Source organism: Myroides albus, from assembly GCF_024722315.1.
Taxonomy (GTDB): domain Bacteria; phylum Bacteroidota; class Bacteroidia; order Flavobacteriales; family Flavobacteriaceae; genus Flavobacterium; species Flavobacterium album_A.
Genome location: NZ_CP102754.1, coordinates 2,622,501 through 2,647,892, shown reverse-complemented (window position 1 = coordinate 2,647,892; position 25,392 = coordinate 2,622,501). Strand labels below are relative to the sequence as shown.

Annotated in this window: 22 protein-coding genes and 1 pseudogene; 5 read left to right on the top strand and 18 right to left on the bottom strand. The window is 32.2% G+C overall.

Annotated elements, in window-relative coordinates; all coding sequences use genetic code 11:
* Positions 1-51: 51 nt before the first annotated feature.
* From istA to chrA, 3 genes and pseudogenes are all read left to right on the top strand, one after another.
* The gene (istA, locus tag NWE55_RS12055) at positions 52-1,605 is read left to right on the top strand and encodes an IS21 family transposase (RefSeq protein ID WP_258204088.1); all 1,554 of its coding nucleotides are present in this window, start codon (positions 52-54) and stop codon (positions 1,603-1,605) included.
* Positions 1,606-1,617: 12 nt separating this feature from the next.
* Positions 1,618-2,349, top strand: a complete 732-nt coding sequence (gene istB, locus NWE55_RS12050; RefSeq protein WP_258204726.1) for an IS21-like element helper ATPase IstB — start codon at positions 1,618-1,620, stop codon at positions 2,347-2,349.
* 122 nt (positions 2,350-2,471) lie between these two features.
* Positions 2,472-3,308 (top strand): annotated as a pseudogene (gene chrA, locus NWE55_RS12045) (chromate efflux transporter); the annotation flags it as partial.
* A 19-nt stretch (positions 3,309-3,327) separates the two neighbouring features.
* Here the strand turns inward: chrA and NWE55_RS12040 are convergent.
* The 6 genes from NWE55_RS12040 to tatC form a co-directional block, all read right to left on the bottom strand.
* On the bottom strand, positions 3,328-3,894 hold the full coding sequence (locus NWE55_RS12040; RefSeq protein ID WP_039328990.1) for a lipocalin family protein: 567 nt from the start codon (positions 3,892-3,894) through the stop codon (positions 3,328-3,330).
* 108 nt (positions 3,895-4,002) lie between these two features.
* The gene (arsB, locus tag NWE55_RS12035; protein ID WP_039328988.1) at positions 4,003-5,037 is read right to left on the bottom strand and encodes an ACR3 family arsenite efflux transporter; all 1,035 of its coding nucleotides are present in this window, start codon (positions 5,035-5,037) and stop codon (positions 4,003-4,005) included.
* A gap of 3 nt (positions 5,038-5,040) precedes the next feature.
* Positions 5,041-5,655 (bottom strand): arsenate-mycothiol transferase ArsC, encoded by a 615-nt coding sequence (locus tag NWE55_RS12030; protein WP_039328986.1) that lies wholly within the window; start codon positions 5,653-5,655, stop codon positions 5,041-5,043.
* Positions 5,656-5,672: 17 nt separating this feature from the next.
* The gene (locus tag NWE55_RS12025) at positions 5,673-6,125 is read right to left on the bottom strand and encodes a DUF6428 family protein (RefSeq protein WP_039328984.1); all 453 of its coding nucleotides are present in this window, start codon (positions 6,123-6,125) and stop codon (positions 5,673-5,675) included.
* Positions 6,126-6,187: 62 nt separating this feature from the next.
* Entirely contained in the window at positions 6,188-6,517 is a 330-nt protein-coding gene (locus NWE55_RS12020) for an ArsR/SmtB family transcription factor (RefSeq protein WP_039328982.1), read from the bottom strand.
* A 90-nt stretch (positions 6,518-6,607) separates the two neighbouring features.
* Positions 6,608-6,958, bottom strand: a complete 351-nt coding sequence (gene tatC / locus NWE55_RS12015) for a twin-arginine translocase subunit TatC (protein WP_258204725.1) — start codon at positions 6,956-6,958, stop codon at positions 6,608-6,610.
* 95 nt (positions 6,959-7,053) lie between these two features.
* Between tatC and NWE55_RS12010 the strand changes: the two genes are divergently transcribed.
* Positions 7,054-8,223 carry an IS4 family transposase gene (locus tag NWE55_RS12010; RefSeq protein ID WP_160339887.1) on the top strand — a complete coding sequence of 390 codons (1,170 nt, stop codon included), beginning with the start codon at positions 7,054-7,056 and terminating at the stop codon, positions 8,221-8,223.
* 63 nt (positions 8,224-8,286) lie between these two features.
* Here the strand turns inward: NWE55_RS12010 and NWE55_RS12005 are convergent, their stop codons facing one another.
* From NWE55_RS12005 to NWE55_RS11995, 3 genes are all read right to left on the bottom strand, one after another.
* Positions 8,287-8,769, bottom strand: coding sequence for a twin-arginine translocase subunit TatC (locus NWE55_RS12005; RefSeq protein WP_258204087.1), 483 nt, complete (start codon positions 8,767-8,769; stop codon positions 8,287-8,289).
* Between the two features lie 32 nt (positions 8,770-8,801).
* Positions 8,802-9,620 (bottom strand): alpha/beta hydrolase, encoded by an 819-nt coding sequence (locus NWE55_RS12000; protein ID WP_006266560.1) that lies wholly within the window; start codon positions 9,618-9,620, stop codon positions 8,802-8,804.
* Between the two features lie 242 nt (positions 9,621-9,862).
* Positions 9,863-10,174, bottom strand: coding sequence for a hypothetical protein (locus NWE55_RS11995; RefSeq protein ID WP_039328977.1), 312 nt, complete (start codon positions 10,172-10,174; stop codon positions 9,863-9,865).
* Between the two features lie 291 nt (positions 10,175-10,465).
* Between NWE55_RS11995 and NWE55_RS11990 the strand changes: the two genes are divergently transcribed.
* On the top strand, positions 10,466-12,769 hold the full coding sequence (locus NWE55_RS11990; RefSeq protein WP_074748128.1) for a leucine-rich repeat domain-containing protein: 2,304 nt from the start codon (positions 10,466-10,468) through the stop codon (positions 12,767-12,769).
* A 190-nt stretch (positions 12,770-12,959) separates the two neighbouring features.
* Here the strand turns inward: NWE55_RS11990 and NWE55_RS11985 are convergent, their stop codons facing one another.
* The 9 genes from NWE55_RS11985 to NWE55_RS11945 form a co-directional block, all read right to left on the bottom strand.
* Positions 12,960-13,952, bottom strand: coding sequence for a hypothetical protein (locus NWE55_RS11985; protein ID WP_258204086.1), 993 nt, complete (start codon positions 13,950-13,952; stop codon positions 12,960-12,962).
* A gap of 138 nt (positions 13,953-14,090) precedes the next feature.
* The gene (locus tag NWE55_RS11980) at positions 14,091-16,004 is read right to left on the bottom strand and encodes a toxin-antitoxin system YwqK family antitoxin (protein ID WP_258204085.1); all 1,914 of its coding nucleotides are present in this window, start codon (positions 16,002-16,004) and stop codon (positions 14,091-14,093) included.
* A gap of 92 nt (positions 16,005-16,096) precedes the next feature.
* Positions 16,097-16,810, bottom strand: coding sequence for an AAA family ATPase (locus NWE55_RS11975; RefSeq protein ID WP_258204084.1), 714 nt, complete (start codon positions 16,808-16,810; stop codon positions 16,097-16,099).
* Between the two features lie 13 nt (positions 16,811-16,823).
* Positions 16,824-17,237 (bottom strand): hypothetical protein, encoded by a 414-nt coding sequence (locus tag NWE55_RS11970; protein ID WP_059051411.1) that lies wholly within the window; start codon positions 17,235-17,237, stop codon positions 16,824-16,826.
* Between the two features lie 40 nt (positions 17,238-17,277).
* Positions 17,278-17,685, bottom strand: a complete 408-nt coding sequence (locus NWE55_RS11965) for an OsmC family peroxiredoxin (protein WP_059051413.1) — start codon at positions 17,683-17,685, stop codon at positions 17,278-17,280.
* A 141-nt stretch (positions 17,686-17,826) separates the two neighbouring features.
* Positions 17,827-18,663: a helix-turn-helix domain-containing protein gene (locus NWE55_RS11960; RefSeq protein ID WP_006266550.1), complete on the bottom strand. Its 837-nt coding sequence runs from the start codon at positions 18,661-18,663 to the stop codon at positions 17,827-17,829.
* A 71-nt stretch (positions 18,664-18,734) separates the two neighbouring features.
* Entirely contained in the window at positions 18,735-20,834 is a 2,100-nt protein-coding gene (locus NWE55_RS11955; protein ID WP_258204083.1) for a hypothetical protein, read from the bottom strand.
* Between the two features lie 14 nt (positions 20,835-20,848).
* On the bottom strand, positions 20,849-21,505 hold the full coding sequence (locus tag NWE55_RS11950) for a DUF1266 domain-containing protein (protein WP_258204082.1): 657 nt from the start codon (positions 21,503-21,505) through the stop codon (positions 20,849-20,851).
* Positions 21,506-21,507: 2 nt separating this feature from the next.
* Positions 21,508-25,377, bottom strand: a complete 3,870-nt coding sequence (locus tag NWE55_RS11945) for a hypothetical protein (protein WP_258204081.1) — start codon at positions 25,375-25,377, stop codon at positions 21,508-21,510.
* Positions 25,378-25,392 lie beyond the last annotated feature (15 nt).

Here is a 25,392-nt window from a genome sequence, read left to right as displayed (position 1 = left end):
AGTTCTGAGCTTAGTTTTTTAGTGTAAATTGTGATTAAAAATCACAAAGTTATGGCTAATAAACCTATCTCAACGACCATGATAAAAAGTATCATTAAGATGAAAATCAAAGAAATTTCTAATTCTAGAATCGCATCTAGTTTAGGAATTTCAAGAACTACATTGATTAAATATGTAGATAATATCTGTAAATCAGGGCTTAGTTTTGGTGAATTAGACAAATTAAGTGAAAAAGATTTAGCAGATTTATTCCATACTCCTAATCTGCTGACAGAAATCAAAAACGATAAGGTTACTACAGATCTACTAGAGTATTTTCCCTATGTAGATAGAATGTTACCACAAGTAGGTTTTACAAGGTTAATACTATGGGAGCAATACAAAGAGAAATACCCTGAAGGGGTCCAATATAGTAGGTTTTGTGAGGCTTATAGTAATTGGTGTGCTCAAGGAAAAGGTTATGTACCTATTGAGCATAAAGCAGGTGAAAAGCTATTCATTGATTATGCTGGCAAAAAATTAGAAATTGTATGCCCACAAACAGGAAATATTAGTAAAGTAGAAGTTTTTGTAGCCACTCTAGGCGCTAGTCAATATACTTATGTAGAGGCTTGTGCAAGTCAAAAAGCCCCTGATTTTATAAAAAGTATTGAAAATGCATTACACTATTTTGGTGGTGTACCTAATTGTATTGTACCAGATAACCTAAAGTCAGCAGTAATTAAACCACACCGTATTGAACCGGAATTAAATCAGCAACTATTAAAATTTGCCATGCATTATGATACCACTATAATGCCTGCTAGGGTTAGAAAACCTAAGGACAAATCTCCAGTGGAAATGGCAGTTAATATTACCTATAGCCGAATCTACACCAAACTACATGGTCAGATATTTTTCAGTATAAATCAGCTAAACACAGCTATTAAAAAACTTTTAAAGCCTTACAATGACTATCCTTTTCAGAAGAAACAAAGCAGCCGAACAGAGATGTTCTTGGATTTTGAAAAACAAGCTCTTAAAGCTTTACCAATCGATTTATATCCAATTAAAACTTATAAAACAGCTACTGTATTAAAAAACTATCACGTTGATTTTAGAGAGGACAAACACCACTACAGTGTTTCATATCAGTACTTAGGAAAGAAAGTAACTCTTATTGTAGATCAAAATATTGTTGAAATCTATCATAACTATCAACGCATTGCTGTTCATCCTCGTAATAGGAGAACTAGTGGATACTCAACCTTAAAGGAGCATTTACCGCCAAAAAGTCAATATAATGCAGGTTGGAGTGAAGAGTATTTTATTAGTTGGGCCAATAAAATAGGCCCTGAAACAAAAGCTTTTATTGGGAAAATACTGCACAAACAAACCTTTGTAGAACAGAGCTTTAAATCATGTATAGCTGTTTTGTCCTTTGCTAGTAAAGTAGGAAATTCTAGACTAAACTTAGCTTGTAAACGAGCGTTAGCTTATGAACATATAAGCTATAAGGCTATTGAAAATATTTTAAAAAACGGATTAGATCAACAGGAATTAGAACAAAACTTACAAGCTATACCCCAACATGAGAATATCAGAGGGAATAATTATTTTAACTAAATCTTTATGTTTATGAATGTTAATGCAACAATTGAAAAAATGCAAAAACTTAGGCTTAATGGTATGAAAAGAGCCTATGAATCATCCTTAGAAACTAAAGCTATAGACTCTTTTACCAATGACGAGTTTATAGCCTGGTTAGTTGAGGCAGAAGATAACCAAAGAAATAATGATAAGACTCAGCGGCTTATAAAAAATGCTAGATTCCACTATCAAGCTAGTTTACAAGAGGTAAAGTTTACTGCTGAGAGAAACTTAGATAAAAATACTTTTATAAGATTATCTGATTGTAGTTTTATTGATCGAAATCAAAATATCATTATTACTGGTTGTACTGGAACAGGGAAAAGCTACTTAGCTACTGCACTAGGCTTCCAAAGCTGTGTAGCTGGTTATAAAGTAAAATACTACAATTTAGGTAAATTATTACATCGTTTGGCTATGACTAAAGCTGATGGTAGTTATTTAAAAGAATTGCTAAAATTAAGCGTCACTGATGTACTTATTTTAGATGATTTTGGATTACAACCCATTACTGGTGATAAGCAACTTATACTAATGGATATTATTGAGGATCGTAATCATCATAAAACAACTATCTTTTGCTCACAATTACCTGTAAAAGCATGGCATGATTTATTTTCAGAAAAAACAATTGCAGATGCGTTTTTAGATAGAATAATTCACTCTGCTATTCGCTTTGAATTAGAAGGAGAATCTCTCAGAAAAATAATCAAAAAATAATAACTCTTTTTAGCTATATTTATACTACTAAAAAACAAGGCGAAGAACTGTCCACTTTCACACTGGAATACACTGTTCACTTTCACACCGGAATAGGCTGTTCACTTTCAGTGGAATATTCAGTATTGGCTTATTTTTATAAAAATTATGGAGAATTACCACAAGTTCAACCATTTATCTATGGAATTAAACCTGCCATTATTGCTATTATCCTTGGAGCTGTATTTCCACTAGCCAAAAAATCCATTAAATCCTTATTCTTAGCCTTTATAGGACTTATTGTCTTAGTAGCTTCTTTATTTGGGACTAATGAGATCATTTTAATGTTTGGAGCTGGATTTTTAGCTTATGTAGTTTTTTATATTAATACTACAAAGCGAAGTACCTTACAAAGTTTTCTTCCATTACCCTTCTTACTTAGTATACAAAATACTCTTTTCACCAATACCAATATGCAGCTATTTTGGATTTTTCTTAAAATAGGGGCTATACTGTACGGTAGTGGCTATGTTCTATTTGTCTTTTTAGATACAGAACTCGTGCAAACAGGTTTACTCACCAAAGAACAACTTATAGATTCTATTGCTGTAGGACAATTCACACCAGGACCTGTTTTCTCTTCCGTTACTTTTATTGGTTTTCAAATTAATGGTTTATCTGGAGCAATTCTTTCAACTGTTGCAATTTTTTTACCATCCTTTATTCTAGTAGCCTTACTAAACCCATTGATGAAAAAACTTCGCAGCTCAAAAGGATTATCTGTCTTTTTAGATGCGGTGAATGTTGCTTCTGTTGCCTTGATTGTCGCTGTTTGTATAACGATGACACGAGATGTATTGCTGAACTGGCAAACCCTTGTTATTACACTACTTAGTGGCATACTCGTTTTTAAATTTAAAAAAGTAAATAGTGCTTTTATTGTTTTAGTAGGAGCTTTGTTGGGGTATCTTCTCTTTTAATTGTTCGCTTTTCTTGTATTTATTTAGACTTTATTACCGACATATCTTCCTTGTCATGTTCAACCCAAATCAAACGAGATACATCATAACCAATTTCATTAGCTAGTGTCAAGTATTGTTCTTTAATAGCTTCGGGGATACTTTTTTCTCGAGATAAAATCCATAAATAATCAAGATCTTTTCCTGCTATTAGAGCATACCTATAATCTGAATCTAATGCAATGACATTATAACCCGAATAAAAAGGCCCGAAAAAGCTAACCTTAAGTGCCCCTACATTTTGCTCTGCTCTAAATTTAGCTATTCCTTCTGCTTGTTTCCATTCTTTGGTTTTAACATTAAAACCTCGATTTAAAACCTTGACATTTCCGTTCTCGTCCAAGCTATAGTAAGCTGTGGTATTAGTTAAGTCTTTTTCAAAATAAAAATCAAATCGAGCAATTTCATACCAAATTCCCAAATAACGATTTACATCAAAATTTTCAACGGGTTTAGCTTTTTCTGGTATTGTACTTGCATTACATGACACAAACAAAAAAGATAAAATAGTAAAAAAACTTATTCGATAAAACACTTGTAAATTCATAAAATATTAGTTTATCTCAAAAATAAAAAAATAAATAATGAATTGATTTATTCTAGTGATTAATTTAATAGAAACGACTTTACACCATTTAAAAACAACTATATTTTATCACTTTGTATAATATTTCTTTTTCATCCATAAACTCACTCGTACAAGTAAAATCAGTACAGGAACTTCAACTAAAGGTCCAATAACTCCTACAAAAGCTTGGGGCGAGTGAATTCCAAATACGGCAATAGCAACAGCGATAGCTAGTTCAAAATTATTACCTGCTGCAGTAAAAGAAATAGCCGCATTTTTATCATAATCTACCTGCATGAATTTATTTAAAAAGAAGCTAACAAAGAACATCAAAACAAAATAGATAACAAGTGGAATAGCAACTTTGATAACTTGCATTGGCAATTGTACAATCTGCTCTCCTTTTAAGCTAAACATAAGCACAATGGTAAACAGTAAAGCATATAAAGTAAAAGGTGAAATAAAAGGGATAAACTTGCGGGTAAACCAAGCTTCTCCTTTTATTCTAATGAGATACTTATGACTTAAAAAACCTGCTAAAAATGGAATTCCTAAATAAATAAGCACACTTTGTATAACATCGCTCATCTTAATTGAAATAGCATAATCAGCAAATCCAAAATAAGAAGGTAATACGTTGATAAAAAGCCAAACAAAGAAGCTATAAAACAGCACTTGGAAAACACTATTTAATGCAATCAGTAAGGCTGCATATTCTCGATTACCTTTTGCTAAATCATTCCATACAATCACCATTGCAATACATCTGGCTAAACCAATAAGGATCAACCCTACCATATAATCAGGTTCATCACGCATGAAAATAATAGCCAGAACAAACATTAAAACAGGTCCTACAATCCAGTTTAAGAAAAGAGATAAGCCTAAGACTTTTTTATCCCGAAAAGCCAATGGTAATAGATTATAATCAACCTTAGCCAGTGGAGGATACATCATGATGATTAGTCCTATAGCCAACGGAATATTGGTCGTTCCAATAGATAGTTTATCCATCACATTAGAAACACTTGGAAATACATTTCCTAAGAGAACACCAATCCCCATAGCCAAGAAAATCCAAAGGGTTAAGTATCGATCTAAAAATTTCATTCTAACTTGCATGACTTATTTTTTAATTTGTGACACGATGTAAAACATTTCACTTGCAATTTCAAGGCTTCGATTAAAATATCCTGTTTGTTGGTTTGCTGTTCCATCAAATGCCTTAGGATCCTCGAATGTAATAGGGATTCTTCGCTCAGCACCTGCTATAAAAGGACAACCTCCATCAGCCTGTGAACAAGTCATTACAGCTGCAAAATCATCACTTGGATTAAAAGCAGCATCGTACTTCTTAGAAAAACCAATAATAGGAACTTCATTATCGCCATACTTTATCGCATATATAGGATTCTCTCCTTCCGAAATTTTAAATACGTTAAATCCCTGTTCTTTTAAAACTGTAGCAACTAGGGGATACATCGTTGTTTGTTCAGTCCCTCCTGAATAACAAATAACTTCTGGAATACCATAGTAAGTTGCTGCTACTTGCATCCAAATCTGAGCCAAATGACTTCTTCTTGAATTATGTGTACAGATAAAATTGATTCGAATTGGAGATTTTGAATCAACCTTCGCTTGAATATAAGCCACTAAAGGAGCTAAAACTTCTTTTCTAGTAGCGCTTATCTCTTGTGATTCAAGCATAGCGCTAATTGTAGTTGATACTGTTTTATACATCTTTTACTTTTTTACGATTAACAACATCCAGAATTAGGATCGCAACAACTAGTTTGAGCTTCTTGATTACTTGGGATAATTCCACAAGCATCTTCAGCTAAACAAGCAGTCAATGTGTTTTTTAATAAAAAGTGAGTTCCATTAAATGCTAAGAAATACTTCCCAATCGTTTCTTTACCTTGAACTTCTACTTCGATCTCGGCATCAACAATACCTAATTTTGTTTCTGACAATCGAATAATATGAAGCAGTTTACCCGCTTTTAAACGGTGCTGATAATCATCTGCATTCCACAATTGAAAGCTTACCTTTACCTCTTCTCTCATTGTTCCCCCACAATCAATAAACTTTTTTGTTACTTGACCTACTTCCGTTACATGGAAGTGTTCGGCTACAAACGTTCCATCTTCAAATTGAAAATCTACTCGATCTAATTTTTCTAAAACGGCTTTTACTTCTGATAATTTCATATTTTATTTGTTTTAAATTTATTTCATAATCGCAATATTACGATGATAATAATTAAAAAATATTAACAGCAATCGTTTGATGCTATTTTTTGAGCGAAGAACAATTCAAACTCCTTGAAAAATTCATTCCAAACTGCATCGTCAATACAATAACAAACTGATTTACCCTCAATTGTTCCTTTGATAAGTCCACTATTCTTAAGCTCTTTTAAGTGCTGTGAAATAGTCGCTTGAGCCAATCCAAGTTCTTCTACCAAATCATTGCAAATACAAGCATCTTGATTGATAATATACTGAAGAATGGCAAGTCTTGCTGGATGCCCTAAAACCTTAAACATAAGCGATAATCTATTCTTTTTATCACTAAATAATTCTGATTTTGTTACTCCCATTGTTTTATACTTAAATATACATCGCAATATTACGATGTATATTTAAACTATGCAAGTTTAATTAATATTGATAGCAAATACGATAATAAATTATTCTGTAATGTGATTAGACTTCATAAACCTTGAAAAGAAAATACTCACTTCATACAATAAAACTAATGGTATAACCAAAATAACTTGACTCAATACATCTGGAGGTGTAATAATTGCTGATGCTACTAAAATCAAAACATAAGCATATCTGCGATAACCTTTGAGTGTATCTGTTGATAAAATTCCCATCTTGTATAATACTAGAATGACAACTGGCAAAACAAACACAATACCTGATGCTAGTATGGTGGTTCTAACAAGAGAAATATATGAGGTAAGATCGATTTGATTGGCAACAATACTACTAATCTCTATATTCATAAAAAAATGAATAGATAAAGGAACAATAACGTCCTAAACGTTTAAAAAAAAGGTACAAAAAAAGAGAGTAAATTAAGGATCTCAAATTATCTTTGAGTTGCACACCAAAAAACACTCTCTCTATGACAAATGTAACTTTATTTTCTCAAATAATCCAAAAACTAGATCGTTCAAAGTTTAAGAAAATAGTAAAGGAAAGGCAAACAGATAAACACAACAAGGGTTTTGATAGTTGGAGTCATTTAGTATCTATGCTATTTTGCCATTTTGCCCGTAGTAAATCTGTTCGTGATATTAGTAATGGCCTTCGCTCTGCTACTGGAAACTTAAATCATTTAGGTTTAACTATAGCCCCATCTAAATCATCAATCAGTTATCAGAATAAAAAAAGATCCCATGAGCTCTTTAAAGAGTACTATTTTACTTTGCTCGAAAGTTTAGGACAGCATCCCAAGTTTAAGCAGGTGAAGTTCCGAATCAAGTCAAAAATCCTGTTATTAGACTCCACAACCATATCTCTGTGTTTGAGCATCTTTGATTGGGCAAAATACAAGACCAATAAAGGTGCTGTTAAAATGCATACACTCCTTGATTTTGATGGGAATTTACCAGCCTATATTAATATTACAAATGGTAAAACGGCTGATAATAAAGGAGCTTATGATATCCCATTACTCAAAGGCAGTGTTATAGTTGCTGATCGATTCTACAATGATTTTAGCCTTTTAAATGTTTGGGACAGCAAACAAGTATTCTTTGTGATTAGACATAAAGACAATTTGAAATTTGAAACTATTAAGGAATTAGAGCTTCCAGAGAACAGACATCAAAACATCTTAAAAGATGAGTTAATTAGCTTAACTAATACAAGGTCAAAGCAGATATATCCGAAAAAATTAAGGCGTGTAGCAGTGTGGGATGAGCAAAATAATCAGGTCATTGAACTCATTACCAATCAATTTAATTGGACTGCAAATACTATAAGTGAATTGTATAAAAGTAGATGGATGGTAGAAATATTCTTTAGAGATTTAAAGCAGTTACTGCATATCAAATCTTTTATAGGAACATCTGAAAACGCTGTGATGATACAAATTTGGACGGCGTTAATTACCATTTTAATACTAAAAGCATTGCGAGCACAGTCTAAATTCAAGTGGCATTTATCCAATTTAGTCGCTTTTATAAGATTAAATCTCTTTGTGAAGATTCAGCTGAAATTATGGCTCGATAATCCGCTAAATGAAGTAGAAAAACCACCTCCTAAATTACAACAGGGGGTTCTGTTTTAAAAATCATCATATATATACTCGTATCCTACTAAAGTGGGAGGATATTCTATGTACTAAATTTATTTAGGACGCTATTGATAAAGGAACTATAATAAAATATCCAAACAAGACACCTATAAAAAATAAAAGACTTGTGATTGTTACAAATACAATACTGTATCTTGTCTTACTATTATATAATTTAGGTTGTACAAGTTTCCAAATTTGATACAAAATCCAAGGAAATGAAGCTATTAGTCCAAAGGTAAAACTAGTCCAAATCATAATCATTAACTGACCATCCATTTTTCGATTTTGAATATCAAAATCAATCCCTTCCATATACAATGATGAACTCAAATTAAAAAAATCTATCAAAGAACGATGCCAAATATAAATAGGAAAATTAGGGTTCTTAGGAGCAAATAATATTTGCTCAAAAATAAAATTAGTATATAAAAACGCTATGCTACTACATAAAACAATCCCAATAAAACACTTGATTAAAAAACTTCTTAAAAGTCCAACAAAATTTAAAAATGTCTTTTTCTTAATATCTATATCCATATCTTATTATAAGATGCTAAACTACTGCTATTTTAATTATTTAATATCCAAATTAGGGCTTGTTTTTTAGTTGCTCTAAATATAGTTGTATGTCCTTCATTTGGCTCATCTACATAGTGCCACACTAAATTTTTATTTTCATTTTCTGCTAAAATAGTAGCTAACTTATTTGTATAGGGAGAAATATCAGCAGCATTCGATCCTGCAAACCAAAGCTTTCTTTTTACCGCACTATTTTGATCTAAACTAGCTTTTGCGGTTCTAACTAAATAATGATTATTCCACCATAATGAAGGGTCAAAGGCGATATAGTTTGCAAACATGGCGGGTTCAACAAAAAAGGTTTCCATCACAAACAAACCTGAAGCAGATTCTCCTAATATCGTTTTTTCTTCTTTGGTTCTATATCTTTTATCGATTTCCTTAAATAACTCTTCTTTAATAAAGGCTCTAAACTGATTAGAACCTCCTACCTCGGGTGCAATTTCTTTATCTTTTGCAACAGTTGTAAATCCTGTCAAATCTCTTCTTCTTTGTGTATTTTCAATTCCAACTAAGATTACAGCAGGAATTTTTTGCTCATTTATAAGCTCTTCTATGGTAGATGCGATATGAGGAAAATCCTCTCCTATTCCTCCATCAGCCATATAGATTACGGGCAAAGAATCCTGAGTACTCTCATAATTTTTTGGTGTCCATACATTAATAGTTCTTTCTTCTTTTAATTGATTTGATTCTAGTTTAAAAGTATCATGTTTAGGCACTACATCCTGAATTGTACTCTTATAACCACAACTTGCTAATAAAATGGTATAGCATAAACTTAACAAAAACATAATTTTAAATTTCATTTTAGCGTATTTTTTGATTCACAAAATTATTTCAATAAAAAACAGTAATTAATACCATTAACCTATTAATTTTACTATTTTTGAATGTGAGAAATCTCATTCTTTATTTTTACTACTGTAATTCTAAATTAGATAAAAATAATTTTATTAAATATTAGAGATTTACAGCACTAAACTAGTTCTCCTTATTTACTAGTTGTCTTTAAAAGGAGAATGTCTTTTGGACTTTCTCTTTTTTACTGCTATAGCTTAAATAAACTTAATAAAAATAAAACTGCTACGATTAAACCTGAATACCTAAAAAACTTGACAAAACGATTAAAATCATAAAATAAAGTTTGTCCGTCAATAAGATTAACAATCATTAGAATAGTACAAGTAATAATTACTATTATCAAAAATAACATAGGAGCTGCAATATAAGATATTATATTGGCTGCAGCCCGTTCATTTGTTCTACTAAAGTCCAAGAAACTAAGTAGCATTCCCAAGACACAAAGCACTGTTAAAACAATAGCTATAACATAACCCACATTTCTAAATAAACTCCCCATTTTTATTAAATTTTTCTTTGTTTATACACCATACTAGATGTACCACTATTTAAAAATCACACCCTAAATAATATATTATATATCAATAATATAGTTTAAATAAAAACTCAAAAAGATCGACCTACTTCTTTCTAACTCCTGTATTAATATCACCTAATTCAGTGAATAATATGTCTAAACAAAATATTTACTTTGATCCATAAATATTTTTTACCATTAACTGATTTATACTATTACTCAAAATCCAAAAATAATTTTAAAATCAGAAACAAAAAAAGAAAAAAAAATAATATGTATAAGTTTATTGAATCATTACCTGAATACTATGCTACTATTCAAAGTCAAACTAACTTTCCTAAAGACTATATCAATGATTTATTTTTGATTGGAAAATGTAGCAAAGACACAAACACAGTTAAAGAAATCAGACAAACTTTAGAGCAAAATGCTAGTGAGAAAGTTATTAAAGCCTTCAAAATTCGAAAAAAACTAATCAAGTCAATTGGTATTCCCCAATGGTACGAGGTTTTAAATACCTTATTAGAATATGCAAATATATCGGATGATTTAGATGTTGATTTTATGTATAGTAAACTAGGGTTTGATGTACTTGACGTTAGGGATAGTCATGACCCAACTACTCTGATTCAAAATCCAATACTACTAGGGAGGTTCCCCTCAGTTAGAATTATCAACATCGAAACCTTAAACTTTGAACAAGGACTACCTGATGTTTTTGAAAAATTTACTCAACTTGAACACTTAAGCATAGAAGGAGAATATACTATACTTCCAAAATCAATAGAAGACATAACGACACTACAGTCTTTGGAATTGGAGCTTCCTAAATTAACACATATCAAATTTGACTTTACAAAACTAACTGCTCTAAGGTCTTTAAAGTGTATGAACACCAATTGGCCTACTCCAACACTACCTACCCTGCCTAGAAGTATAGAAGCGATAGAGTTTTCTTTAGTAAGCACTCTTAATTCCATTGGAGAAGAACTAAATACACTTCCTGAGCTGAACAAAATTAAAATCATGAAATGTCCAGATTTTACTACGATAAGTGACAAGTTAAACGTACCTAGCCTAACTGTGTTGAGCCTTTGGAAAAATGATAGACTCCAGCTAATTCATCCTAAGGTAATTTTTAATGGTAAGATTACTTGTTTTTCTGGAGAATTGATCAACTTAGAACAACAATATACTTTTGATTCACTGACAAACCTAGTAGTTTCAGACCAGGCAATACTACTATATCTATCTCAAAACCCTGAGTCTTTTCCTAACTTAGATAAATTGAGCTTTTCCAATATGGAAAACCTAACGGAAATAAAAGTGCCATGGTCTAAATTCAATAAACTAACGACCGTTACATTTGAAAATTTAATTGGTGATAACTCTTTATCGCAAAATATAGAACAATGTACCTCGCTTAAACACCTTAGTTTTTTTAACTACCAAACAGTGCAACTACCTAAATCAATCGGACGTATTGAAAAGCTGATGTCTGTAACTATAGAACAATCTAATAAACTAATAATAGACACTTGTTTTCTTCCCAGTGTAATAGATGTACTAAAAATCATAAACTGCGCTGAAATTAAAGTATCTAACAAAATTATATGCGTTGGTAAAGCCTCTATTGAAAACTGCAAAGTTGAAAAGCACAGCGATTTATTCAGCTATCTATCCGTAGAACACTTCACATACTTTCCTTTAAAAAACGATACTTATGAAGTAAATGATATCACTAACTTAATGGTTAAGCCTTATACGCTTATTAGTTTGGACACCAATTTGCCAATAGGTCTATTGACTAATGTGCTGGTTAATTGTGAAAACCTAAAAATTTTAAAAATAAACAGTAACGCAATCTTACCTGATAGTTGTCCTTGCTTATCTGTGGATCAAGAGACCAAATTGCACACCTTACAATTAGAAAACGTTGAGCTTGATAACTTAGATCAACTCTTAACAAACAGTCCTTTACTAGAATCTATTAAATTAAGAGGATATGATCATTTCCCCGCTGTTGAATTACCTTATTTAAAAATAGTTGATTTATCTTATTCAAAAATACCTACACTAGAAGGATTAGATGCTCCAAATTTAGAGGTTGTTGATCTATCTTTATGTTATGAATTTGGATTAGCTGGTGCGAATGCTTTGGTCAAATATCCTAAACTTAAAAAACTTAGGCTTCAAGGAACTAACGACTCCTTGTGCTACGTACCTCAAGAACTTACATGTTTACCGTTGCAAGAACTATACTTATCTGGCTATCAAATAGACATGATACCAACCTATATCGGTCAGTTTAAAGAATTGCGTACACTACACCTTACCAACTTTGATACAGAAGGACTACCAAACTCTTTATTAGACCTTAAAAATCTTGAACGTCTTAGTATTGAAGGATGTAATTTCAGCGAACCTATTCCTGCATCATTTAGATCACTTAAATTAAAAAAATTACAATATACTATCAGTAAATTCAGTGGAGCAAATATGAACCCTAAATATTACAACAACCTCATCACCGATGGATATACTGATTTAGTGAAGTGGTTCACTAATGAAGATTAGTCTAAAAAACAATTAGACTTCTAACTGAAAAAAAAACTATTTATATATTACTCCCGTATAACAATTCCTTAGTTATACGGGAGTTCAGTATCTAACAACTATTTAAAAAGATAACTAGAAGTTAAAAAACTAGTTATTCACTTCTTACTTAGCTTACCCTATGAAAACAGAATATATGCAGAATACCTAATTACAAGGATTTACTTACAAGAAAAGGTTCTTCAGTTTGCTCATCTGTAGGAGCAAACATAATTCCAAGTACCTTAGCACTAAATTCTAAATCGTCAATAGCATAAACTGGTGTAGAAACTCTAGTCTCTAATTCACTATCTGCAATGGTCTTGACTTCTACTTTTTCAGGTTGAAAAACCATAAAAGGCTCTTCTATTCCATCTACATACATTTCAATTTTCAAAATACCTCCATCCTCTGGAAGATATGTAGAATGAGTAAAGTTTATAGTCTTATCAAACAGTGGAGAAGTATAAACCAACAACTTGTTATAACCAAATGAAAACTCATTATTTGGATCAGAAGGCGCTTTAATTCGTGTATATTCAATCACATCACAAGCATAATTGCTTACATAAGCTACCTTATCTAATTTTCTTCTATTAAACTCCTTATAGTCAATAGTACTACCTTCTGTATAAGTTTCTCCTTTAGAAGGTGTATATATAGCATAAGCTGTTTGATTTTCAACTGGCATATCAGTAGCAGGAGCCATTGCTTTTAAGTAAACAGACGCTTGATCTTGATCTTCACTGTAAAAATGATCCATCTGCCAAGTTGCTCCCTTCGCTTTAGCTAAGACTGTACTATTTTTCACATAGTAATCTGCCTTGGTCATACTCATCATTAATGCAAAAGCAGCCATAGGTTTCTTATCAAATAAATCTCCCCATGCTAAAAAAGGATTTTCATCTTTTGGCAAATTTGTCATTAGTGTTTGGAACTGTCCATATACGTCCCCTTTTGAATAATCTATTTTATCCAATAGTCCACCGACATTTATTTCCTTAGTATAAAGACTCATAGTCATCTTTCCTTCCACAAAAGGAGTAGTCACCACTTCACCTGGTACTTCAGGAGTTTCTTTACCAACATTTACAGCATCATTGCTCTCGGTAGAACAAGAAGTCATAATAAACAAGGCGAAAAGGCCTAAAAACATTTTTTTCATATAATACTTACTTTTTACTATTGGGTAAAAATACGTTAATCAGAAATAAATATCAAAACACAAAATAATTCAAAAACATATCTTTTAATCTTGAAAAAACAATTAACCAAACAAACAGTTTAAACTATTTATTATCAATTAATCAGTAAATAAAAAACGGTACTCTGAATCAAAGTATAAGAACTGAGCATCAATAGGAGCCGCTAATAATGAAATATTTGGGTAAACAATATCCTCTGTACTAATAGTTTGCTCATTTAACCATTTATTCTCACTCACATCTTTTAATTTTATATCCACCTTACTACCAAGTCTTTTAACATATATATAATACAAGTTATGCTGATCATCTTCATTTATATAGTTATATAATACCTCGCCTGATATTAAGTAACCCTTCTGAAAAGTTGCTTTATAGGTAATCCCATTTTTATCAGTATAGCTATAGTCACCATTCAATCGCTCAAACTGAACTTCATAACTAATAATCTCTCTTCCTTGATCATTATAGAAGATTCGTCTTATTTTTGAATCTGCAAAAAAATACTCTTTAGCAAACACTAATCCATTGTGCGCTGTATAGGTAGTTTCAATCTTTTTGCCTTTGCGATAAATATCTTCTCGTATATGACTTAATTCCTCCGTAGTTTCACTTCCGTGATACGGCTGTCCATCGCGATAGACAATATATTTCTTTCCTTTACTTATCAATTCATCGATAGCATTTGCCTCATTCGCTGAAGCATATTCTAATTCCTGTAACAGCTCCCCTTGTTCATACCATTGCTCCAAACGAAGTTTTTTGTCTTTATATACATTCTTTCGTAGAATCAAAGGTGTATTAGGATAATCTGCATAAATCTCTTGAATACCATCTATAAATCCATTGACATAAGGACTAATGACTACATTACCATCAGAAAATTCGTAAGTAGTTCCATTCCAAGGAATCCCATCTTTATACTCGACACTAGAAATTAACTCACCCTTTTGATCATAAAACCATCCCTGTCCTTGAGCATAATCAATTTCACTTAATTTATAGTATATTCTTGTTTTTACAACGGGCTCAATCTCTTTCAAAAAATTAATTTCCTTTAAAACCCTTCCTTCTTTCTCAGTTTTTATTTGTTTGATAAAAAAATCATCATAGAAATAGACATTTACACCTGCTTTTGTTTGTTCATTATATGTACCTAAATACTCTTCATTCTGGTTGTAATAATCACTACTTATCAAAACATTTAAATCATCTTGACTATACCAGTTTGTTACTCTGAGCTTTCCATCAGTATAATATACATTTTCCTTATAGTACTTTTCATTTTTATAAAACACCTCATGCTGCAATTGAAAAACTGCTTTAGCTTCCAAGTTAAACTTCCCTTGATAAACAATCACTCTATCTTGATATTTTAAATAACTGACAAACCTTCCTTGTTTGTACTCATATTTATCACCGTTAAGAGGTACAAACTCACCATTATCTGTTGCATAATTTAGCTCTCCTACTACATCGCCTTTCATGTCAAAATACTGTATGGTATCTACTTTCTTAATTGCATATGGCTGGGTACTATTATTATAATAACAAGTTACTTTGATCTGTTTACCTTTTTCATAAGTGTACAAAACACCTAGATCATAGATTTCTCCTGCAAAAGGCTTCCCTTCTTTAGTAATTAAACGATAAGACTTTTTCTTCAATGAATCGAATGATTCAATACTGTATTGATTCCCTTTGTCATCATATTTGTATACTCCCGTAACCTCACCATCATGACCATAAAAAAAACGCTCTCCTTTATAAATAAAACGGAGCATATCTCTCCTTGCAAAACCTTTGGATACAATATATCCTTCAATAGTATAATCTTCAACAGCACTAAACCCTTGCTTATCCATCGGCCCTATCACTTTATAAAAATTTGCCTTTTCTGGACTGACTAACTGAAAATCATCAATAAGCTTAGTATAAAGTGTATCATTTTTCTGTGCATGAACCAGTGTACATAACAAGAAAACGCTACATATAATAATTTGTTTTAACATCAATCTTTTATCTATTATGCGTTAAAATTACAACAAAACAAATAACTTGTTGCTTAACAAACAATTTAGCTATGTAAACTCTCTGTTTATAATTAGATCTTATCTCTAGCTTCCAATTGATTAATCACCTGTTTTTTTATACTAGTAAGAGCATAATCCTTAGCCTCTGCATAAGAAACATTATATTTTCTCTTAAATAAAGCAAAATGAGAAGGATAATTAGAAATTAATCTATCGTAATAATTATCTAATTGTTCTTGAGAAGGTAGCTCATAGTTTAGTCGTAGTTGAAACCTTCTCATTAGTGCTTGATCAATGATATCAGCGTGATTAGAGGCACATATTAAAACCGAGTTAGGTGAAAAGTAATCGATTAATTGAATGAGGGTATTGACGATTCTTCTCATCTCGCCCACATCTTTATCATCTACAGCCCTAGATTTACCTATTTGATCAAATTCATCTAGAAATAGAACAGCACGTTCTCTACTTGCTTTTTCAAACACTAGCTTAATATGTTGAGAAGTTTCTCCTAATTTTGCCGAAACAATTGTACTCAAATCTAAAATAATAATTGTTTTATTGAGTCTCTTGGCAAGAGCTTTAGCAGTAGTTGTCTTTCCACAACCTGAACTTCCGTGTAAAAATACTTTATTGTTAACAGGAAGTCCTAAATCTGTCAGTTCCGAAAAATAGGTATATTCTTTTACCAACTGATCGAGTATTATACGCTGTTTTTCATCCAAAAATACATCTTCAAAAGCTAGTGCTTCATTATCTTTAATAAGTAATTCTGATAAATTCATTCTATATGCTATATTAATTTAGTTTTTTTATTAGTCCCTCAATCATAGTTAACACCTTTGGGTTATCTGAATAATTCACCCCTAAATCTATAATCTCAACCAATTCTAGCACCTTAGTTTTTGGCCAATATTGATCTACAACAATCCCAATATCAACGCTATACCCCATTCGTTTACTAGTTGAGTAACCGTTTATCCCTACTGTTTCAGCAGTTAAGAATATCCCTACTGTTTCAAAGGTTATAAGTAAAGATTCCCACCCCATCCCGCTGGGTTGAACTTCAATAAAAAGCTGACATTCATTTAATTGGGTAGAAAAATAATTACGTTGCAAAAAAGCGTCTATTATAGTACTTGTATAATATTGAATTTGTTCAGCTCCTATTTCATTGCCGAACTTCACTTGCTTATTACGTCCATCTTTCATGCTATTATATCTGTTTTGGTGTTGAAAATAACAAACATGACTATTTCAGTAATGCTCTGTAAATTGTAGGAAAATTAAAACTGTTTCCAATTGGACACATTTGTTTTGCTTGCGCTACTACTTGCTGAAAAATAGTATTATCTAATCCTGAAATGACTGCCATAATTTCCAAATCAGCTTGTACGATAACCTCATTGTTGTAGGTGATTTCGCAATTAGTTTCTAACTCCTCTATCTTATACGATGCTTGAGTTAATAACAGGGTAAGTGTCATATTGAAACAAGCAGAATAAGCCGCTGCTATCATTTCTTCTGGTAGTGTTACAGCATAATCCTTTTGCTTTAAAAATGAGTAATTCATCTGATTCAACAACTGATTATCAGACACATAATTCCCTTTTCCTTGTTTTAAATCATCTCGCCAGATTGCCTTAATTGATACTTTCATAATATTACTTTAGTTAATTAAAATCCTTGTACACAAAAAGTAGTGCCATTTTAATTCTACAAAAGTATAAGTAATACTCATTTTCCTCAATGGAGAAAACGCCTCAATTATAGGACATTCTCTCCATACTATAATAGTAGCTCAATAAGGTCGCTTGGACAGTTCTTGATTACGTCTAAAAGCTAAGGGAGTATAACTAGTTTGAATCTTGAAATATCTATTGAAATAAGACACATCTTCATATCCTAAAGAGAAGGCAATTTCTTTTACACTTAAATCAGTATAAGCCAACAAGCGCTTTGCCTGTAGTATAAGACGATTAACAATCACGCAACTTGGAGAAATACCACAACCTTTAGTTATCCGCTTATTTAGAACATTAGTAGTCACATTTAGAAGTGCTGCATAATCACCTACCTTATGTAAATTCATATAGTTCCGATCAACTAATTGACTAAATTTTCTTGAAAATTCTTGGTGTTCAGATAATACTCCCGTATTGTTATTTTCTCGTTTTACCCAAGTCCTAGTTGCCTCAATAATAATATATTTTATCAATATTCTAATTTTCTCTTCACTCCAACTATCTGCTAAATCTTTTTCTCTTTCAATTTCAAGAATATGATTGCACAATACCTCATTTTGTTCTTGTTTTAAATAGACATAGGGAGTTGTTAATACATTACTATACAAAATTCCGTCACACGCTAATTCCTGATCGTGAATTTCTACACAATAAAAATCAGCGTGAAAATAGATTAATTTTCCCTTTGATTGATCTAGAATTTGAAAGGCATGTTCTTCATTAAAAAAAAAGAATGCATCTTGTTCACAAGTATAATTGGTAAAATCAATTTGTATTTGGCTCCCTGCTTTCAAGAATAAAATTTTAAAAAAGCCACTATACTGTTGGTCTAGATTAGACAAGTCTGTCGTAATATCAATGGAGACAGTTCCAAAATATAAGTGTTTCATCATTAATCACTAACTAAGTGAAACAAAAATAATTTATTTTTTTATCAGCGGACGTTCTACAATAGTGAAATTGTTTATTTCTCTCGAAATACACTAGTATACATACTAAGGTATCGGTTACATTCTGACTGATTACCCAATTTTTCTGTATTTATTTTTTGTCGTATTGCATAATGGCTAACACTGCTATCTTTGCGCATTGAGGTAACGGGAAACTTGGTAATTAACTCTTTAAAGCTATCATAGGCTGGCTGGGCTAGATCATTTCTAAAGTATATATTTTGTTCCCAATACAACATTTGATAATCTACACTTGTTACGTCTTCTTTTTTTAACCTTTCTATTAAAGCTAATGAATACTCATATAAGGACTCATCATAAGTTGTACGCCAATAAGCTCTGGCTAGATAAAAACCTTTTTCATAGCTAAAATCAGCTGCTGCTTCGAAAGCCTTAGCCGATTCTAAATTATTACCCATAATCCAATAATATAGTGCATTCGAACGATAGTCTTCTATATACTGTGGATCTTGAACAATCATTGCCTCTGTAACCTTAGGTAGTTGCATCTCAGAACTGCTTAAATACTCAGCATCCACCAAGTAATACAAGATAGCCTCATTACTTTTAGATAATTGATTAATCTGATGCAATTGAACAATTAATTTAGCACACTGCTCATATGCTTTCATTTCATAAAGGAATACTACATAATAATTACGCGTCTCCCAATGTTCTGGTCTTGAAACATGGAAACAAGAAAGTCTATATTGTAAAGCTTCTACAAACTTAGGTGTATCGTTCAAGTACCTACACAAGGTCATAATAAGAAAGTTAATACTCAATCGATAAGGGCTATCTTCTTTTAATTTCATTGCTACTTCTAATGGTTTTAAGGCTTGACGGTATTGACCTAAACCAAAGTTTCCTTTTCCTTGAAGATATAAAGATTCCCCTGTAGGGAGCGAATAAGTATGATAGGTATTCACCAAACCAAGAACATCATGATAGCTTCCCAACATGTCATAATAGTGAGCCATTTCTAAGAGATAGTTAGGCAAACTGGCTCCTTTATATGCGGCCTCTATCAAAACACCTAATGCTGTCTCATCTTCAGGATTTCGCATCATGGTCAAAATACTTCCTTCTGTTAATAAGATACTAGGGTGCTTTTCTACAACTACCTTAGCTACATTGACATATTTCAAGGCTAGATCTAATTCATATTGATGCTTGTGATAAAGTGCTTTATAGTTATAATAATTCACAACTAACTCTCTGTCTTCACAACTATAAGATTTAAAAAAATCTTCAACGTATTGTTCTGTCAACTCTCGCATATCAACAGGTATTACTTCTTTAAAAGCTATTACTTCCATAACTTCCGCCACCTGTACTAACATACCACAGCTATAAAAACAATCAACTAGGTATATTCCCGCTTGAGCACTCAATAATGTCTTACTCCACTTTTGTTCCCATAAAGTGACACACTCCTCTAAATCAAAAATGTCTTTAGCAACATACTGCGCTATTGATAATTCATTTACTTGCTTATCAGATAAATTAAAACGACTTTGATTAAGTAAATCTTCTATGACGCTATGTACTTGTGTCTGCACAGCATAATCTACTAAAACATCAATTTCTCCTTCTTCAAGAATTTCTTTACTTAATAGTTGTTTACTATAATTCACCTGTAAATCCCATAAGCGAAGACGAAGATTATTTGCTTCTGGATAAACAGATAAAGCATGATGTAAGCACCCAATGGCTACATCATACTTTTGTATCTCTTCCATCTTATTAGCGTATCCTAAAAGCAGAGCTAAGCTATTAGGATGATAATCTAATGCTCGCTCATAAAATGCAATATCACAATATTGCTCTAACCCTCCAATAAGCTCAAACTCTCTCAGTTGTTCTGCTCCATAATACTCTAAAACAGAAAGGGCCAGCATTACTTTATCATAGTCGAAATTATCCGAACCAATAAATCGGGTAAAAAACTCAATATAAAAACGATAAAAAGAAACTTCCTCTACGCTTTCTACTGGTGATTTCTCTTCTTGATGAAGATATTCATATCCTTCAATCAACGCTTGTTCACAGGATTGATAATCTCTTTCATTAATACTCTGAGCAATAAAAGTAACTAACTCTTTAAAATTCATTTCTCTTTTTACTTTTAACTAGGATTACTATTTAGCTGATCATTTTGTAACTCGCGTACTATATTCCAATAATTTCCTTTTCGAGAAAAGCTAGTAGGGTTTGCTTGTAAAGAAGCTTCATAAAATTGAATTCCCAACATGATATTTTCCTGTAGTTCTCTTCCATTTACAAATACACGCGAAATGAATTCCGATAACTCACAATGTCTAGTATAAACTTCCTTCTCTGTTATATATCCCAACACTCCACCTATTCTACAAACTAAACTATAGAGCGCATAATTAAATCCTAAAATACCATAACCTACAATAGCATAGCGTTGTGGATACAATAAACGATATCTATTTTTCAAGTAAGCGCCTTCTAGTTGCTCTAGGTGCTCTGCAAAAGCAACCTCATCAAAGTGATATATCTCTTCAATAATATCTTTTACGTTAGCATGAAAATATTCTCCTTTTTTTAAATTATGTAAGAAAACACGAAACGACTTACTATTCTTGATTTGATGCATTTGCATAAACCTTTGTACATCATAAACATGTTCTTCATTATTTGGATCTAAACCGAAAGGCGTGTCTAATAAAACATCTTGAAAATAATACAACAATAAACCGTTAGAAATAGATTTTGGATTATCAAGAAAACTACTTAATGCTATACATTCACTCATAATTACACTTTTAATTGATTTACTAATTCAGTTAATGCTTGAGAATAATCGGTCGTATAAACTCCAGATTGAACCATTGCTTCTATTCCTATAGCATAAGCTCCACTATACATCGTACCATGTAACAATTGAGCAAATACCATGCGAGCCATCGCACCTACTGAAGGATAAGTACCTGATGGGGCTGTCTGTGGATCTAATACAATTAGATATAGTTTTTGATAAAACGCTATAGTTTGATCAACATTAGCAGCCAAGAACTCCTTCACACCAACCATATTGGTCAATATCGGAGAAAAGACAATTGGATTATCAATAGCGCTACGAGTGTAATCATTAAAGTGATAACTAATCATTAGTAAATTTTCTTTGTCAATCGAAAAACTCATCATTAGCCCTGCTATTTCCACATCTGACAACACTGTAGTTACTCCTTGTTGTTCCTCATCAGAAAAGTACTGTTCGCCTTCATCTACTATAGCTTGATTAGCGATCTCATCTATTTGCTCTTGCTGCTGATCACCATAAAACGAGTCTTCTTGCTTCTCTACTTCTTCAAAATGATACTTCTTCAACTCTCTAACAGCCACCTGTAAACGATCTAAGTAATTTGACCAATAACTGTTTTTTTGAATAAAATTGTCAATATAAATAACAAATTCAGGATCAAATTTCTCAGGAGGAAGTTCTTCTAGCATATCGCCAAGATTATCTACAACCAATCTAAAGACCTTTTCTGTTTGATAACTTATATCAACCATCCAATGTTCCTTACCTAGACATCGCAGTAATAAATCTGCTAAAACACTAACTTGCTCTGAAGTCAACGCATCACTTTTCATTACCCTGAAGGCATCTTTTCTATAGTCTTTTAATAGTTTGCCCACCCAACGCTCATGCTCTCCTTCACTTAGCAAATAATCTTCCAATGCCATATACCCAGTATGTAAGGTAAACCAATTTATTGTTGATTTATCAATGCGTAAGGTAATCTCCACTTGATCACACTCATCATTTAAATCATGGCAACTATCATTCACTAAGGTTACGATATCAATACAATCTTCTAAATTATCCTCATAATAGAAGTCTTCTACAATCTTTAATATCTTCTTAGCATATAACGACTTAAACTTAACTTCCTCGATTGTATCTAATGTAGCTACCATTTGTTTTAAATAGCCAAATAGAATACTTCTATTACTTTTATGTTGCTCTTCAGTAGGTATCTCTAAATCGTCGAATGTAATTCGTGGCGCTTGAATAAACGCCTCTAAATCACTTCCAAAATCAAGTAACACCAACAACATAAATTGATGAATAGGTTCACTTAAACTTCCCGTAGCTGTGCGATTATCTAACCAATTTAACCACTGATCAGTATTGTGAAAAACAGTTTGGACTATTTCTCGTCCTTCCACTTCTTGATTTACGCCTTTTGCCGTTAATAACCTAGGCAACTTGTATTCATAAGGGCCTATTTCAATATTTTTAAAAATCAACTCAACTAACTGATTTACAAAAGGTTTAAAAACTACTCGATCGCTATAGATAAACCATAGTGTCAAGAAACATAGAGGCAATTGTCCACTTGGCTTTTGTTGAAACTGAACAATGATATTTTTTTGAAACAACTCAGACAACAACTTTTCCTCTATATCAACAGATAGCCACGACACAAGTGCTGCATGCATTTTATACTCCAATGCTATGGGTAGATTAGCTGGGCGACGACTATAATAATACGCTTGTTGATAGTTCCATTGACTATCACAAAGTACTTCCAATAAAGGGTATTGTTTACAACCATCATGAAGACCTAACAGTTCCTGTCCTTGATCTAACACGACAAGACTCTCGATTAACACATCAGAAATAGTATTTGTTAAAGTCATATCTCTCCTTAACACATCTGCGAAGTGATTACCTGATTCACAAATCCAAAGTAGGAAGATATTATAAGGTGAGGAGTCATAGCGGTTACCAATACTCAAACTAGCATTTAACGCAGCTATAAATTCACTCCACTCTCCATTAAAAAAATCATTAATAAAAACATCTGTTGTTGCAAAAGGTCTTCTCTGAAAAGAACCATTGTCCAAACGAACACAATAATGACTATTTAAAACACTATTTTTAAGTTCCTCGTTAGGCAACCATGTATTTGACGTGTCTTCATTAATCAGCAACAGCTCTATAAGCTTAGCAGCTACTTTAAAAGAATGTCTCGGACTCTTTTGAACCAATATGCTTAATACATCAACAACCATTAAACGTATGCCATTCTCTTCCTCACTACTTGTATAATTTTTATAATTATCACCTATAAAAATAAGCATGCGATCTACCGCATCTACACTAGGGAAGTATTCCAACTCACAGACTTTGTTCCAGCCTGCAATAAGATTAAACCCGTCTAAAGTATTGTCAAATTCATTACCTATAAGATATAACTCCTTGGCAAGCTCATCTGTAAACACTAAATGCGCTGGCGCCTCTTCTAATAATTGAATTAGAGAATGACGAAGATTACGGCTAATCAATAAGTTTACAAAGCCTGAGTAATCCAATTCTACTTCCTGATGATCATAAAGACTAATAAAATCCACCCATGAACGTATTTCATTGTCAGAAAAAGTATCTGTATGACGCTCGAATACAAAATGCGAATTAAACTTTTTAAGCAATAAACCGATGGCTTCATTTACAACTATTTGCTTCGTATATACATCTGTATTTCCTTGATCTTGTAAATACTTATTGTATTCTACAAATTGAAGTAAACCATTAAGTTGATAATAATTTAAACCACTCTCTTTTAAGCTTTGAAGCATCAAGTGCTCCTCTCCATAATAAAGCAAATAGTGATAGCCTGTAGTTGCTGCACCTTTATTCTTAGCTGTCAATGAAGCCAAACTATCTTGATCATCAACGATTAGTGCACTACTCATAGCTAGATCATAATCCGTATGCGCTGTATAAGCTGGTATCACATCAAAAAGACGAGTCGGCTCCTCTTCTTCTATTTGATTTAAAAAAGAATATAAATGAAGACGAGCTACATCTAAATAAGGCTTAAGTCTATTTATACCTTTTATACGATCAGTTAATTTATCGAAAACTTCAACTAAATCTTTTTCTGGTGAACTTTGCTCAAGATGTTCAAAGGCTTCGTCCACTTTAAAATTTCCAAGGAAACTATTAGGATGAGCAAACCATAAAAAGCCTTCTATACGAACAAATTCATATTCAAACACAGTAGTCAAATCTGCCCATTTCAAATGAATATTTCTATTGACCTGCTCATTGAGGGGATATTGTTTTAACTGAACTAGATTTACTAACTGTCTAACAATACGATGGATACCGTAAGTTTCCTCTTTTAACAAAGAATCCAGTGAAGCTGGCTCAGCTAGCAAATCTTCATACTCTTCTAGTATCTGCTTTGAATATGGAATAAAATTTAGAAGATCCGTTTCCATAGCTATTACAGCCTCATTTATAGGTAATAACAAATAAGGTTCTAACAACTTCAACTGTTGCTTTGCATACTGTATAACTCGATAGTTTTTATAAAACTCATCCTTATACTTTGTAATTTCTGCCTCAGAAAGCTGTTTTATTTTTTCAGGTATTTGCTCCTGATTATATCCTAAACTCTTTAAAATTCTTGCTACTCCAAAGTGTTTTTCTTCTACTACCTTACTTCCACATCCTCTACAAAAATTCCCCTGAGCAGGAGTAAGAGAAGCACACCATCCACAGCGTACATCTACACGAACGCTACCCGCACAAGCCACACATATATCCCCTGGCTGATAATCGCCCGGTTGTGGTGTAGAGCACGATTCACAATAAGTGATAACTGCCATACTATACGAACTATT